The 13,123-nt window shown below is 63.1% G+C and carries 16 protein-coding genes; 14 read left to right on the top strand and 2 right to left on the bottom strand.

Features of this window, described 5'->3' with window-relative positions:
- Positions 1 to 16 precede the first annotated feature (16 nt).
- Complete coding sequence (locus ACR9ZJ_RS08665) at positions 17 to 304, bottom strand: hypothetical protein (protein WP_481287537.1); 288 nt, start codon at positions 302 to 304, stop codon at positions 17 to 19.
- A 79-nt stretch (positions 305 to 383) separates the two neighbouring features.
- Here ACR9ZJ_RS08665 and ACR9ZJ_RS08660 point away from each other — a divergent pair, with 79 nt between their 5' ends.
- The 4 genes from ACR9ZJ_RS08660 (at position 384) to ACR9ZJ_RS08645 (ending at position 2,176) form a co-directional block, all read left to right on the top strand.
- The gene (locus tag ACR9ZJ_RS08660) at positions 384 to 608 is read left to right on the top strand and encodes a hypothetical protein (protein WP_481279796.1); all 225 of its coding nucleotides are present in this window, start codon (positions 384 to 386) and stop codon (positions 606 to 608) included.
- A gap of 9 nt (positions 609 to 617) precedes the next feature.
- Entirely contained in the window at positions 618 to 1,037 is a 420-nt protein-coding gene (locus ACR9ZJ_RS08655) for a hypothetical protein (RefSeq protein ID WP_481287536.1), read from the top strand.
- Positions 1,038 to 1,343: 306 nt separating this feature from the next.
- The gene (locus tag ACR9ZJ_RS08650) at positions 1,344 to 1,589 is read left to right on the top strand and encodes a DUF7660 family protein (protein ID WP_481287535.1); all 246 of its coding nucleotides are present in this window, start codon (positions 1,344 to 1,346) and stop codon (positions 1,587 to 1,589) included.
- Positions 1,590 to 1,717: 128 nt separating this feature from the next.
- Positions 1,718 to 2,176 (top strand): hypothetical protein, encoded by a 459-nt coding sequence (locus tag ACR9ZJ_RS08645; protein WP_481287534.1) that lies wholly within the window; start codon positions 1,718 to 1,720, stop codon positions 2,174 to 2,176.
- A 565-nt stretch (positions 2,177 to 2,741) separates the two neighbouring features.
- On the opposite strand, the gene ACR9ZJ_RS08640 is transcribed toward ACR9ZJ_RS08645, so the two are convergent.
- Positions 2,742 to 3,284 (bottom strand): RNA 2'-phosphotransferase, encoded by a 543-nt coding sequence (locus ACR9ZJ_RS08640; RefSeq protein WP_481287533.1) that lies wholly within the window; start codon positions 3,282 to 3,284, stop codon positions 2,742 to 2,744.
- A gap of 131 nt (positions 3,285 to 3,415) precedes the next feature.
- On the opposite strand from ACR9ZJ_RS08640, the gene ACR9ZJ_RS08635 reads away from it, so the two are divergent.
- The 10 genes from ACR9ZJ_RS08635 (at position 3,416) to ACR9ZJ_RS08590 (ending at position 12,940) form a co-directional block, all read left to right on the top strand.
- Positions 3,416 to 3,733 carry an STAS domain-containing protein gene (locus ACR9ZJ_RS08635; RefSeq protein ID WP_481287532.1) on the top strand — a complete coding sequence of 106 codons (318 nt, stop codon included), beginning with the start codon at positions 3,416 to 3,418 and terminating at the stop codon, positions 3,731 to 3,733.
- Between the two features lie 10 nt (positions 3,734 to 3,743).
- Entirely contained in the window at positions 3,744 to 4,106 is a 363-nt protein-coding gene (locus tag ACR9ZJ_RS08630) for a response regulator (RefSeq protein WP_306850379.1), read from the top strand.
- A gap of 37 nt (positions 4,107 to 4,143) precedes the next feature.
- Positions 4,144 to 6,108, top strand: coding sequence for a chemotaxis protein CheA (locus tag ACR9ZJ_RS08625; RefSeq protein ID WP_481287531.1), 1,965 nt, complete (start codon positions 4,144 to 4,146; stop codon positions 6,106 to 6,108).
- Positions 6,109 to 6,419: 311 nt separating this feature from the next.
- Positions 6,420 to 6,941 (top strand): chemotaxis protein CheW, encoded by a 522-nt coding sequence (locus ACR9ZJ_RS08620; protein ID WP_481287530.1) that lies wholly within the window; start codon positions 6,420 to 6,422, stop codon positions 6,939 to 6,941.
- Between the two features lie 84 nt (positions 6,942 to 7,025).
- On the top strand, positions 7,026 to 8,738 hold the full coding sequence (locus tag ACR9ZJ_RS08615; RefSeq protein ID WP_481287529.1) for a methyl-accepting chemotaxis protein: 1,713 nt from the start codon (positions 7,026 to 7,028) through the stop codon (positions 8,736 to 8,738).
- A 3-nt stretch (positions 8,739 to 8,741) separates the two neighbouring features.
- Positions 8,742 to 9,617, top strand: coding sequence for a CheR family methyltransferase (locus tag ACR9ZJ_RS08610; protein WP_481279803.1), 876 nt, complete (start codon positions 8,742 to 8,744; stop codon positions 9,615 to 9,617).
- Positions 9,614 to 10,273 carry a chemoreceptor glutamine deamidase CheD gene (cheD, locus tag ACR9ZJ_RS08605; protein WP_481279804.1) on the top strand — a complete coding sequence of 220 codons (660 nt, stop codon included), beginning with the start codon at positions 9,614 to 9,616 and terminating at the stop codon, positions 10,271 to 10,273. The genes ACR9ZJ_RS08610 and cheD overlap by 4 nt, the downstream gene beginning before the upstream one ends.
- Positions 10,274 to 10,330: 57 nt before the next feature.
- The gene (locus ACR9ZJ_RS08600) at positions 10,331 to 11,428 is read left to right on the top strand and encodes a protein-glutamate methylesterase/protein-glutamine glutaminase (protein ID WP_481287528.1); all 1,098 of its coding nucleotides are present in this window, start codon (positions 10,331 to 10,333) and stop codon (positions 11,426 to 11,428) included.
- Between the two features lie 16 nt (positions 11,429 to 11,444).
- Positions 11,445 to 12,623, top strand: a complete 1,179-nt coding sequence (locus tag ACR9ZJ_RS08595; RefSeq protein ID WP_481287527.1) for a methyl-accepting chemotaxis protein — start codon at positions 11,445 to 11,447, stop codon at positions 12,621 to 12,623.
- An 11-nt stretch (positions 12,624 to 12,634) separates the two neighbouring features.
- A complete protein-coding gene (locus tag ACR9ZJ_RS08590; RefSeq protein WP_481279807.1) occupies positions 12,635 to 12,940 on the top strand; it encodes an STAS domain-containing protein in 306 nt (101 codons plus the stop codon).
- Positions 12,941 to 13,123 lie beyond the last annotated feature (183 nt).

The following is a 13,123-nucleotide window of genomic DNA, read 5'->3' as shown; positions in this document are numbered from 1 at the left end:
CGAATGAGTAGGCAACTCAGGTATCACCGGTCAGATTCAAGCCGTAAAACAGGAGTGCCTGATCGATCCGACCGCTCAATGGATCGGCACGTATGGCTTCGATGCGCAAACTCCCGAGCAGCTGGGCCTTGTGCATCCTGCTTCGAACACCATCGCGTCTGTTGCCGTAGACGCGGGTCTTGCGATTGTTGGCGGCGCGATTCGTGATACGGCGAAGTCGATTGTCCAACAGTCGAATGGATTCTCGGAGAAAGTGCAGGATGCTGAGGGGGCGATTTTCGGCGATACACTTGGCGGCGCTCATAGGGATACGAGCAAATTGTCCGGCGCAGTCTTGCTACGCAGGCTCGCTTATCAGCAGTCAAGACGGCCCAGCGATCAAAATGGACCCTGCTGATCACCGCGAAACGGCAAGCTACGGGCCGGGAGCATCGGCCAGAGCCTACAGAGAAAAGCAGCAGCAACTCCTCAACGAGGGGAAACTCGCTGAAGCTATGCAAATGGACATCGATGACATACATGCTAAGTTCGGCAGCAAGTACGACGCCAATATTCAGCAGATGCTAGACTATGCTAAGTCATTGAATCCGAATGATTTCAAGAATTGAGGGCGCGTCATGAATTTCGAATTCACCCAAGGGTGTCTCATTGGTTTTCATGCGGGCCAGACACGCAGTGAGATTGCAGATTTGTTTGGAGAAAAGCCTTATCAGTTCATGAAGTCACCCTTTAGTGCTAGCCCCACCGATGTGTACAACAATAGGTCGATCCACGTTCATTTCGACAAAGATGACATTATTGAGGGCGTCGAAATTTCGCGGCCTAACGTCTTTCTTTGTTTCGGCAGAAACGTGCTCGGCGAGATCGCGCGAGAGGTTGCGGATTGGATTCGGTTGGAGGACTCATCGTTCGTCGAAGATGTTCTAGGCTACTCCATCGCGAATGGCCGATTGGTTCTCTATGTGCCTGAAAAAGGCGATCATCCCGACGTGTTAATCAAGATCGTTTACGTTAGTTATGAGGACGGTCGCGTGTAGATATTTCGGCGAAAGGTTGCGATCTGAAAGATTGTAGGGTTGTAGCGCTTGTACCCGTCGGGGACGCGTGATCACACCTGAGTTTGTACGAGAGCAGTATGGGGAATTCATCTTTGTCGCCAATCACAATTTGGAGACAGAAGAAGAGTGTGGCCGTAGCGTAACGTTGATCATCGATATTTCATTCCTGGTGGAAGATTACTGGCGCAACAAACCAGGTGCCTTCACGGCTGTCTAAGACGGAAGTCGGTGCTCGGGTCGAAGTTTCGAGCGATTCATGTGAGAAATTAGAGAGGTCCCCTTATTGTGTCGAACATTGTGGACGTGCAGTCTGCTGAAGATCTGTCCGCTCTAGTCGCCATGCTGGCGGAAGACCTTGCGACCAATCCGGATGGTTGGGAGAACGATACGCTGGAGAGGTTCCTGTCCGCAATGGCGGCGTGGATACATTCCATGGACAGCTACGCTCGAAACACCGGCGATGTTGATGTAATGGTGCCGAGCTGGAGTACCTTTGCTAAAATCCTACTGGCGTCTCGCGTTCACGAATAACTCGTTCGAGTATGCCCAAACGCTGATAAAACCTCCTCTGTTGCCATAAAATATGGCTCCTGGTGGTCTGCGAAACACGGGGCGGTCCAGAACGGCAATTCGACTCTAGCCAATGATCCGGACAAACAATGAAAATCAGCGGACCGAAGACTATTCTCGACCCGTACGAGTGGCTACCGGGGTACGGTGAATCCAACGTTACTGTTGTTTCCGAAGGCTTGGAGCTCACGATATCAGTCAAGTACGATCACGAAGATCCTTCATCTGGAGAGATGAGCGTTGCCGAACGAGCATTTCGGTTCGAGTACGTGCCAGTGTTCCTAAGGCAGCCATTTCCTGGAGGCTTTGCGTTTGAAGTCGTAGGTGAGGCTTCAGGACTGAAGCTTGGCAGGCTCACGGAGTTTCGATCTTCGGAATATGTAGATCGTTACTTGAGAGCCAGAGCGACCGTCACGTCCCATCCGATGCCACCGGTGAGGCATTTCTCGATCCAGTTCCTAGCTGAAAACCTGGATGTGCACGTTCTCGCGTCGGACGTAAGTTTGAGCGACGAGTTCATTGTCACTCAAGGGGGGCTCGGAAACTGACCCGTTCGGTTCACCTGTTGGACCAAAGGTAACAGGGAAAGGGAAATGACAAGGCGCTACTTATACGATGAAGATAAGCTCCCTGACGGATTTGTCATGCCGGCCAGCTTTATCGAATTCGTAAGTTCGGAAACCAGGCCCGATCTGGAGCCTTGGTGGTTTCTATGCGACTACCAGGTTCATGCAGATTTCTGGATGGATGAGCTTCGAAAACAGTATCCAGGAAGGATACTCATCCCATTCGCGAAGTTAGAGGATGCGGACGATGTAGCGTGTTTCGACGGAACCGACCTATCCTCTTCTCCTCGGGTTGTGTACGTTCACGCTTTTGCTTCGCCAGGGTGGGAAGGAAGGGGCGAGGTGAAGGACTTTATTGCTTGGTTGGCGCAAGCCATAAATGATCACGAGGTTCACGTGTCGGAGCGCGGAGAGTAATCGGGGACATGTTGAGTCTCGATGTCCTCAACTTCATGAAGGAGCTATGTCTTCTGGATTTGAGTGCTTGCGATCTGGGATTTGATGATGTCCTTGGGTGAGACGTTGGGGATTTGGCGCACTGCTCGCATTATTCGAGATATTCAGCAGGAACTCGATCGGTCAGCCAGACCCCGTTCTCCGCCTGAAAGAACTTGAGGCCGGCCTGGTGCATTCGTCCCGTCTGAACCGCGAGTACTACGGGCTTTCCGTGGCGAGACCCCACTTTTACCGCCGTGGCCTCGTCACTCGATAAATGCACATGTTGCCTCGCCCCAGCGATGAGCCCGTTTTTCCGAATCGACTCGAGATGATGGAAGGCTGTGCCGTGATAGAGCACTTCTGGCGGCACCACCTCAGCGTACTCAATGCTCACACCGACTGAGGAGTGCCCCTGAGCCGCGCGGATACGTGCCCTGTCATCCGAAAGTGTGAACCGCTTTTTGTCGCTCGTCCGGATAACTTCGTCGATCAATTCGACGTCCAGCACCTTGCCCGCCCCAGCAGCCTTCTTGATCAATTCTTGGACGCTGGCCCAGCCTTGACTGTCGAGCTCCAGCCCGATGGCCTCCGGCTCGTGTCGCAACACATAACTCAGGAACTTGCTTGTCTCGGTCAGCTGCGGATCTGCCATATCCAGGTTCCACTCAGGCATAACGGGGTCGGTTAGGGTACCCAGCCCCCTAAAGCTTTCCCCAACCCAGCCGATAAGCCCATCGAACGCCCCCCGGGCGATGCCCACCAAGGGTCCCAACGGTACGGACGATGGCGAAAAAATCCTCCAAAGACACGCCCCGCGCCCCGCTCACGCTGGATGCGGACCTGCGTATCGGTAGCGCCCCGGCCTTGCGCGAGACGCTGCTGGCTGCCCTGTCCGCAGGGCAGGCGGTCGACATCGACGCGGCCGCCGTGGCCCAGACGGACACCGCCGCGCTCCAGGTACTCGCGGCCTTCTCGCGCGATGCGCGTGCCGCGGGCGTCCCCGTGGTCTGGACCGGGGTCAGCGACACCCTCCGCCGTGGCGTGTCCACGCTCGGCCTCGATGCTTTGATTGAACTGCCGGCCCAGCCCGGCGTGAACTGAAGGTGCTCCCATGGCAAAGATTCTCGCGGTAGACGATTCGGCTTCCATGCGCAGCATGGTCGCCTTCACCCTGCGTGGCGCCGGCCACGATGTCGAAGAAGCCGACAATGGCCAGGCGGCCCTGGATTCGGCGGGTAACCACAAGTTCGACCTGATTCTCGCCGACGTGAACATGCCGGTGATGGACGGCATCACGATGGTTCGCGAGATCCGCACGCGCCCGGGTTATAGCGGTGTGCCGATCCTCATGCTGACCACCGAATCCAATCCCGAGAAGAAGATGGAAGGCAAGGCCGCCGGCGCCACGGGCTGGCTGGTGAAGCCGTTCGATCCCGACCAGCTGCTGGCCACCGTGGCCCGCGTGCTCGGTTAATCCGTTCCAAGACGTTCCGGCAATCTAGGGTCCACCCATGTCCAAAGTCGATCTGGCGCAATTCCACAAGGCGTTCCACGAAGAGAGCCTCGACGGTCTCGACGCCATGGAGCAGGCCCTCCTCGCGCTGGACGAGGGCGCCGACGATCCGGAACTGATCAACGTCGTGTTCCGCGCCGCCCATTCGATCAAGGGCGGTGCGGCGACGTTCGGCTTCACCGATGTGGCCGCCTTCACCCACGTGGCGGAAAACCTGATGGACGAGGTCCGCAGTGGCCGCCGTCCGATGGAAAAGGCCGTGGTGGAACTGCTGCTCCGCTCGGGCGACACCGTTCGCGACATGCTGGCGTTGTCGATGGCGGGCCAACCGGCGGCCACCGCCGAGAGCCAGGCCTTGCTGGCCGAATTGTCGGCCATGGTGTCCGGTGGCTCCGCCGCACCGGCGTCCGTGAAGGCCGCCGCACCGATGGAAGCGATCGAAGGCTGGGACATCGCCTTCCGCCCGTTCGATTACCTGCTGAAGACAGGCAACGATCCGGCGCGCATGTTCCGCGAACTCGCCGCCCTCGGGCCGCTGAGTGTCGAATGCGACGCCAGCAAGCTTCCCCCGCTGGCCGACGTGGACGCGTCATCGTCCTACCTCGGCTGGACGCTCCGCCTCGATGCCGGTGCCAAGCGCACGGCCGTCGAGGGCGTATTCGACTGGGTGGACGGCGACTGCGACCTCACGCTGACGCCGCGCATCGCCGCGCCGGCACCGGTCGTCGCCGCACCGGCCGCGGCCGCGCCGCCACGCGCCGTGCGCGAGCCGGCCGCCAACAGCGAATCCAGCTCGGTCCGCGTCGGCATCGAGAAGATCGACACCCTGATCAATCTCGTCGGCGAGCTTGTCATCACGCAGTCGATGCTGAGCCAGTTCCACGACGGCGTGGATGCATCGCAGCTGGAAATGCTCCGCCATGGCCTCGCCCAGCTCGGGCGTCATACGCGCGAGTTGCAGGAAAGCGTCATGAGCATCCGCATGCTGCCGATCAGCACGGTGTTCAACCGCTTCCCGCGCCTGGTCCGCGACCTGGCGCAGAAGCTCGACAAGAAGGTCGTGCTCGATCTCCGTGGCGAGACCACCGAACTGGACAAGACCGTGCTGGAGAAGATCGGCGATCCGCTGGTCCACCTGGTGCGGAACGCCATCGATCACGGCCTGGAAGTGCCCTCGAAGCGCCTCGCCTCGGGCAAGGGCGACACCGGCACGCTGCGCATGGAGGCCTTCCATCGCGGCGGCTCCATCGTGGTGGAAGTGGCTGACGATGGCGCGGGCCTGAACCGCGACGCCATCGTGGCCAAGGCCATCCAGCGCGGCATCATCGCCTCGGGCGAGGGCATGTCCGACGACGCCGTGGCCGACCTGATCTTCGAGGCAGGCTTCTCCACCGCCGCCGCCACCACCGACCTTTCCGGCCGTGGCGTGGGCATGGACGTGGTCCGCCGCAACGTCATGGATCTCGGCGGTACCGTCGGCATCCGCAGCGTGCAGGGCAGTGGCACCACGTTCACGATCACCTTGCCGCTCACCCTCGCGATCATCGACGGCCTCACCGCCGCAGTGGGCGAGGAGACCTATATCGTGCCTCTGGTTTCGATCGTCGAATCCGTGCAAGTGAAGCCGGATGCCGTCCGTAGCGTGGCCGGTGGTGGCGAACTGTTCCGTTTTCGCGAGCACTGGTTGCCGATCGTCCGCCTGTTCGATGTCTTCGGTTGTGCGGGACGCCGGCGCGCCCTCGACGAGGGCATCGTCATCGTGGTGGAAGGCGAGGGCACGCGTATCGGCCTGTTCGTCGACGAGTTGATCGGGCAGCAGCAGGCGGTGGTGAAGTCGTTGGAGGCCAATTATCGCCGGGTGGCTGGGATTTCCGGTGCGACGATCCTGGCCGACGGCTCGGTGGCGTTGATCGCGGATGTGACGGGGCTGGTTCGCATGCAGGGGCGGCGCAAGGCTGCTTGAGTCAGCTGTGCTGGCTGCTTGAGGTGGGAGCCGGCCTTGTGGGAGCCGACTTTGTCGGCGATGGGTGCTTGCCTCAACCTGGCCCGCTGCCGCGGGATCGCCGACAAAGTCGAGAGCCAAGGTTTCTTCCAGAGCAAGGTTCCCACCAGAACGAGGCTTCTTGCGGGAGTCGGCTCGCCCCTTGGGCGCCTGCCGGTGGCTTGGGCTCTTGGCCAAATCCGGCGTACTTCGCCCTCAAGTCCCCGCGGCCGCGGCCGATACCCCTGGGGAAGGGGTCCCGAACCGCCGATCCGATCCGCCGTGGGAACGACATGAATCAGCAAGCCAGCTACGCCACCGCTACCGATGCGTCCGACGAGGCCGCGCAGTACCTCACCGTCAACCTCGGCAGCGAGGAATACGGCGTCGATATCCTCGCCGTTCGCGAGATCCGTGGCTGGACACCGGTCACGCGCATTCCGCAGGCACCGCCCTATGTGCTGGGCGTGCTCAACCTGCGTGGCGCCATCGTCCCCGTGCTGGACCTGCGCCTGCGCTTCGGCCTGGCCTCCGAGGAATACACCGCCACCACCGTCTGCGTGATCGTGATGGTCGCCGGGCGTCAGTTCGGCGTCGTGGTCGACGCGGTCTCCGATGTGATCGACGTGCTGCCGGCCGCGGTCCGTCCGGTCCCCGACATGGGCACCACGGTGGACACCGAATACCTCAAGGGCCTGACTTCCGTCGGCGAGCGCATGGTGCTGCTGCTCGACGTGGACCGCCTGTTGCAACCGCAAGACGCCCAGATGCTCGAGGTCGCCCTGGCCTCGCCGGAAGTGAAAGCCGTCGCCTGAGCCTACGAACGCGCCGGCGGCCACGAGCCAGCCGGCATGTGATGCCCGGTTTGCCTTTGCCGCACTTTGCCGATTGGAATCGTGATGAAGAAGTTCAAGTTCAAAGTTCCCGCCCTGACCGTCCGCGGTCGTCTCTACGGCGTACTCGGTTTGCTCACGCTCATGCTCCTGGGCGGCGCGGCCGTCGGCCTGGGCGCGATGCACTTCCAGAACGAAGGCATGCGCCAGATCTACCAGGAGGAGCTGGTTCCTTCGGAGATGCTGACCCGCATCAACACGAACTCGCTGATGTCCTTCATCGTGCTGGGCGAGGCCGCGGCGAAGGTCGGCAACCCCGACCAGGTGAAGCAGAAAGTCGCCGAGTTCCAGAAGTACCAGGCCGACATGAATACCACCAAGGTGGAGTTCCTGAAGGTTCCGATGTCCGCCGACGTCAAGAAGCTCTACGACAAGTGGCAGGCGACGAACGCGGACTACGACCAGGCGAAGTCGGACATGGTCGATGCGCTTAACCAGGGGGACCAGGGCGCTTCCGACGTGCTCGAACTCCAGGTGCGCCCCTTGTTGATGGACCGCCAGAACCAGCTGACCAAGCTGGTCGAAGCCAAGCGCGACGAAGCGGCAGCCATCTACGCCAGGGAGAGCGCACAGTACAAGACGGTCCGCGCAGTCAGCATCGCGTCGCTGGCCATCGGCCTGTTCGTCTGCCTGCTGATCGCCGTGCTGGTGATCCGCTCGATCATCCGCACCCTGGCACAGACGGTGGACGTCGCGCACCAGATCGCGGAAGGCAAGCTTGGCCACGACATCCAGGTCACCCGCAACGACGAACTCGGCCAGCTGCAGGCCGCGTTCCGCGCGATGGACGAGCGCCTCAGCGCCATCGTCTCGGAAGTGCGCCACGGGTCCGGTTCGGTCAGCACCGCCGCGCAGCAGATCTCGCGCGGCAACGACGACCTCTCGCAGCGCACCCAGGAGCAGGCCTCCAGCCTGGAGGAAACCGCTTCGTCGATGGAGGAGATGACCTCCACGGTGAAGCAGAACGCCGAGAACGCCAGCCACGCCAACCAGCTGGCCCGTGGCGCGCGCGAGCAGGCCGAGCGCGGTGGCGAGGTCGTCGCGCAGACGGTCGTCGCCATGCGCGAGATCAACAGTTCGAGCAAGAAAATTTCCGACATCGTCAGCCTGATCGACGAGATCGCCTTCCAGACCAACCTGCTGGCACTCAATGCCGCCGTGGAAGCGGCGCGTGCGGGCGAGCAGGGGCGTGGCTTCGCCGTCGTGGCGACCGAGGTGCGCAACCTCGCCGGCCGCTCGGCCAACGCCGCCAAGGAGATCAAGGGCCTCATCAACGACAGCGCGAGCAAGGTCAAGACCGGTTCCGAACTGGTCGACCAGTCGGGCAAGGCCCTGGCCGAGATCGTCGAGAGCGTGAAGAAGGTGACCGACATCGTCGCCGAGATCGCCGCCGCCAGCTCCGAGCAGTCCGCCGGCATCGATCAGGTGAACCACGCCGTGCTGCAGATGGACGAGATGACCCAGCAGAACGCCGCGCTGGTCGAGGAATCGGCCGCCGCCGCGCGTGCCATGCACGAGCAGGCCACCGAGCTCAGCCGTCAGGTCGCCTTCTTCCAGATCGCCGGCCAGGCCTCCGCCAAGGCGGCGGGCAAGGGCGTCCGCAAGGACGTGGCCAAGGAAGAGATGGAAACCGTGTTCGCCGCCGTGCGCAGCGCGCCGGCCCCGCGTGCGCCGCGCCCGGCGGAGTCCGCCGACGCCGGTGCGTGGAAGGAGTTCTGATCGATGAGCGCGCTCGTCAACAACGGCGATGCCGTCGGGCTGGCGAGCGCGACGGGGCCCAGCCTCGGCGAAGCCGAATTCACCTTTCTTCGTGAGTTCGTGCTGCAGCACTGCGGTATCTCGCTCGGCGAACATAAGCGCCAACTGGTCCAGGGACGCTTGCTCCGTCGTCTTCGCGCGCTGGGTCTCTCCGGCTTCGCCGGTTACTGCGACCTGCTGCGCCGCGATCCCGCGTCCGAACTCGGCGAACTGGCCAGCTGCATCAGCACGAACGTCACCTCGTTCTTCCGCGAGATGCACCACTACGACATGCTCGTGGACGAGCTACTGCCACGCTGGCTTGAAGAAAAGCGTGGCGGCGGCCGCCTGCGCATCTGGTCCGCGGGTTGTTCCACGGGCGAAGAGCCCTATGCCATCGCGATGGTGCTCGCCGAGGCGCTCGAACGCACCGGTGCCAACGTGGATGCGAAGATCCTCGCCACCGACCTGTCGCCGCAGGCCCTCGAGGCCGCGCGCAAGGGCATGTACGCGATCGACCGCCTCGGCGGCGTCAGCGACGCCCGGCGCAAGCGTTGGTTCCTGCGTGGCGAAGGTGCCTACGACGGCTATGCACTGGTGCATCCGCGCCTGCGCGAACTGGTCGCCATCCAGCCCTTGAACTTGCTGCACGAGTGGCCGATGCAGGGCAAGTTCGACGCGATCTTCTGCCGCAACGTCGTCATCTACTTCGACAAGCCGACGAAGCAGCGCCTGTTTTCCCGTTATGCCGGCATGCTGGAAAGCCGCGGCTACCTGTTCCTCGGTCACTCGGAATCCATGTACGGACTGTCCGAGGACTTCGACCTGATCGGCCGGACGGTCTACCGGAAGCGTACATGAGCGACACGTTCGTCGTACAACCACGAACCTTCGTAGGTTTCGACCCGAAGAGCGTGCTACCGGGCTTCGAGCACGTGCGCCGGTTCTGGGACCCTGCGCAGGAAGTGGTCACGGTGAAGATCCTGCCGGGCGAGTATTACGTCAGCACGCAGGAAGAAATGATTTCCACGGTGCTGGGTTCCTGCGTGTCGGCGTGCGTGCGCGACGTGCGGCGCCGTATCGGCGGCATGAACCATTTCATGCTGCCCGAGCCGGCGGGTGAGCGCGACAGCTGGAGTTCCACGGTCGGCCGCGCCGCGCGCTACGGCAACGACGCCATGGAACAGCTGATCAACGCCATCCTCAAGGCGGGCGGAAAACGCGACGACCTCGAAGTGAAGATTTTCGGCGGTGGCCGCGTGCTGGCCACCATGACCGACATCGGCCAGCGCAACATCGCGTTCGTGCAGCGCTATATCGCCACGGAGAAATTGAAGCTGTGCGCGGCCGATGTGGGCGACATCTACCCGCGCCAGGTGCAGTTCTTCCCGGTGAGCGGCAAGGTCCGCGTGCGCCAGTTGCGCGCCACCCACGACCACAGCCTGGCCGATCGCGAGAGACGATACCTCAAGCGATTGGCCGACGATCCGATAAAGGGAGAGGTGGAGTTGTTCTGACGCATGTCGTCGGGGGCCTCGCCTCATCATCGTTCCACCACCGAGTTGCAAGTGCCCATGCAGAAAGTACGCGTTCTCATCGTCGACGATTCGGCCCTGGTGCGTAAGGTGCTGTCGACCATGCTCGAGTCCGACCCGGGCATCGAGGTGGTCGGCACCGCCGCGGACCCGCTGATCGCCCGCGACAAGATCAAGCAACTCAATCCCGACGTGCTCACGCTCGACGTCGAGATGCCACGCATGGACGGCCTGACCTTCCTCGAGAACCTGATGCGTCTTCGGCCGATGCCGGTGGTGATGGTGTCGACGCTGACCGAGCGAGGTGCCGACGTCACGCTTCGCGCGCTGGAGCTGGGAGCGGTGGACTTCTTCACCAAGCCCGCCGCCGACCTGGCCAACACTTTCATGGAGCATGCGCCCGAGATCTGCGCCAAGGTGCGACTCGCCGCCGGCGCGAAGCCGCGCGAGCGCACCGCGGTGGCCAGGCTGGACGTCGCACCGCGATTCTCCGCCGACGCGGTGTTGCCGCGCACGCAGACGGCGGGCAGCCGCGGCGGCACGCGGATCATCGCCATCGGCGCGTCCACCGGCGGCACGGAAGCCATTCGTGTCGTGCTCGAAGCCATGCCGCCCACGGCACCGCCCATCGTCATCACCCAGCACATCCCGGCGGCTTTCAGCGGCCCGTTCGCCGCACGCATGGATTCCTGCTCCGCGATGCGCGTGTGCGAGGCACGCGATGGCCAGCCCATCCAGCCGGGTCATGCGTACATCGCTCCCGGCAGCCAGCACCTGCTGGTGATGTGGGATGGCGCGCGCCACGTTTGTCGCCTGCACGACGGTCCGCCCGTGAACCGGCACAAGCCGGCCGTCGACGTGCTGTTCCGCTCCATGGCGGCCAGTGTCGGCGCCGCCACCATCGGCTGCCTGCTTACCGGCATGGGCGACGACGGTGCGCGCGGTCTTGGCGAACTCAAGGAAATCGGCGCGCCGACCCTGGTCCAGGACGAAGCCAGTTCCGTGGTCTGGGGCATGCCCGGCGCCGCGTGGAAGGCGGGTGCCGCCAGTGAGATGTTGCCGCTAGACGCCATCGCCGCGCGCCTGCTCGCGCTTGCCCATACCCCCGTGCCCGCCGCCGCCCGCGTCGGCACCTGAACAACGAGACGTCATCATGTTGATCCCGAAGAACGAACACTCCGTCGGCTTCACCGCCAGCGCGATCGCGCTGGTACTGGTCCTGGTGTTCCATTCGGCCTGGGTCGCCCCGGTCGTGGTGGCCCTCCTGACCGCGACCTGGATCGCGATCAGCTTGCGTTCCGCCCCGGTGCCCGAAGTGGAAGTGGTACTGAGCAGCCACGCCAGCGACGAGGCGTCGGTGCGCGAAGCGATGGAAGACGTCCGTAGCGCCATCGTCGACGAACTCGGCCATGCCAGCCGCGAACTCAACCAGGCGCTCGACCTGCTGCGCGACGCCGTCGCCGAACTGGGCGGCGGTTTCAACGGCCTTTCTCACAAGACCGGCAAGCAGCAGAAACTGCTCAGCGAAATCATCGAGGGCGGTGGCAAGGGCATCTCGGTGCAGGACTTCGCCGACCGTACGGCTGGCCTGCTTGAGCACTTCGTGGGCCTGATCGTCCAGCTGTCGCGCGAGAGCCTGCGCATCGTCTACCGCATCGACGGCATGGCGAAGGAGATGGACGCCGTGTTCGCGCTGCTGAAGAACGTCAACACGATCGCGGAAGAGACCAACCTGCTGGCGCTGAACGCGGCGATCGAGGCCGCGCGCGCCGGTGAGTCCGGCCGCGGTTTCGCGGTGGTGGCGGGCGAAATCCGCAACCTCGCCCAGCACAGCAACCAGTTCAACGAGAAGATCGGCACGCACGTGGAGCGTTCGCGCACCGCGATGGAACAGCTGCGTGAGCTCGTCGGCAACATGGCGTCGCAGGACATGAACGTGGCGCTATCCGCCAAGGGCGGCATCGACGAGATGATGGCGACCATCACTGAGTCCAACGCCCGCACCAGTGCGGCGGCCGATGAAGCCGCCTCGATCAACCGTGGCCTGGGCAACGACGTCTCCACGACGATCCGCTCCCTGCAGTTCGAGGACATCCTCAGCCAGTTGCTGCACCAGACCCGTTCGCGCCTGGTCGAGCTCCAGGAAATCACCGCCGACTGCACCCGCGACATCGAGGAACTGGCTTGCGCGCCCGCCGACGCGAGCGAGCTCGGCGCCCGCGCCCAGCGCGTCCGTTCCCGCCTGGCCGAGCAGCGTGAGCGTGCCCGCCTGCGCTCGCGCGGTCCCGCCCTCCAGCAGTCCATGGCTGCCGGCGACATCGATCTGTTCTGAGGAAAGCATCCATGGCCATCAACGTGCATCACGACACCGAGCAGGGCTGCCTCACCCTCCATCTGGGCGAGCGCTTCGACTTCTCGATCCATCGCGCTTTCCATGACGCCTGCCTGGGCGAGGTCAGCCCGGCGCGCAGCTACGTGCTGGACCTGGAACAGGTCACGGCCATGGACAGTTCGGCGCTAGGCATGCTCATGCTGCTGCGCGAGCATGCTGGCGGCGACCGCGCCGAGATCCGCATCGTCAACGCCGGCGCCGACCTGCGCAACACCTTGCGCATCGCGGGCTTCGACAAGCTTTTCACCGTGCACTGAAGCGGCATTTCGACCGATACGGTTTCACGGAACGCCCCGCTTTGTCGGGGCGTTTTTTTCTGGTGGGAGCCGACCCTGTCGGCGATCCCGCGGCGGCGGGCGGCGTGGGCAGAGCCGTCGGCCGCCACCCTCGTCGCTCCGGTTGCACCGTCGCTCGGGAAAGGATGCCGCTGCGCGGCCATG

The organism is Luteibacter sp. KNZ12-1A, from assembly GCF_056755675.1.
The sequence above is the reverse complement of the archived record's forward strand: the minus strand, read 5'-3'. Positions and strand labels throughout refer to the sequence as shown.

Bases quoted from the DNA above. Each gene is read 5' to 3' on its own strand.
- ACR9ZJ_RS08665 (WP_481287537.1), bottom strand. From the start codon at position 304: ATGAGCGCCGCCAAGTGTATCGCCGAAAATCGCCCCCTCAGCATCCTG.
- ACR9ZJ_RS08660 (WP_481279796.1), top strand. From the start codon at position 384: ATGGACCCTGCTGATCACCGCGAAACGGCAAGCTACGGGCCGGGAGCA.
- ACR9ZJ_RS08655 (WP_481287536.1), top strand. From the start codon at position 618: ATGAATTTCGAATTCACCCAAGGGTGTCTCATTGGTTTTCATGCGGGC.
- ACR9ZJ_RS08645 (WP_481287534.1), top strand. From the start codon at position 1,718: ATGAAAATCAGCGGACCGAAGACTATTCTCGACCCGTACGAGTGGCTA.
- ACR9ZJ_RS08640 (WP_481287533.1), bottom strand. From the start codon at position 3,284: ATGGCAGATCCGCAGCTGACCGAGACAAGCAAGTTCCTGAGTTATGTG.
- ACR9ZJ_RS08635 (WP_481287532.1), top strand. From the start codon at position 3,416: ATGGCGAAAAAATCCTCCAAAGACACGCCCCGCGCCCCGCTCACGCTG.
- ACR9ZJ_RS08630 (WP_306850379.1), top strand. From the start codon at position 3,744: ATGGCAAAGATTCTCGCGGTAGACGATTCGGCTTCCATGCGCAGCATG.
- ACR9ZJ_RS08625 (WP_481287531.1), top strand. From the start codon at position 4,144: ATGTCCAAAGTCGATCTGGCGCAATTCCACAAGGCGTTCCACGAAGAG.
- ACR9ZJ_RS08620 (WP_481287530.1), top strand. From the start codon at position 6,420: ATGAATCAGCAAGCCAGCTACGCCACCGCTACCGATGCGTCCGACGAG.
- ACR9ZJ_RS08615 (WP_481287529.1), top strand. From the start codon at position 7,026: ATGAAGAAGTTCAAGTTCAAAGTTCCCGCCCTGACCGTCCGCGGTCGT.
- ACR9ZJ_RS08610 (WP_481279803.1), top strand. From the start codon at position 8,742: ATGAGCGCGCTCGTCAACAACGGCGATGCCGTCGGGCTGGCGAGCGCG.
- cheD (WP_481279804.1), top strand. From the start codon at position 9,614: ATGAGCGACACGTTCGTCGTACAACCACGAACCTTCGTAGGTTTCGAC.
- ACR9ZJ_RS08600 (WP_481287528.1), top strand. From the start codon at position 10,331: ATGCAGAAAGTACGCGTTCTCATCGTCGACGATTCGGCCCTGGTGCGT.
- ACR9ZJ_RS08595 (WP_481287527.1), top strand. From the start codon at position 11,445: ATGTTGATCCCGAAGAACGAACACTCCGTCGGCTTCACCGCCAGCGCG.
- ACR9ZJ_RS08590 (WP_481279807.1), top strand. From the start codon at position 12,635: ATGGCCATCAACGTGCATCACGACACCGAGCAGGGCTGCCTCACCCTC.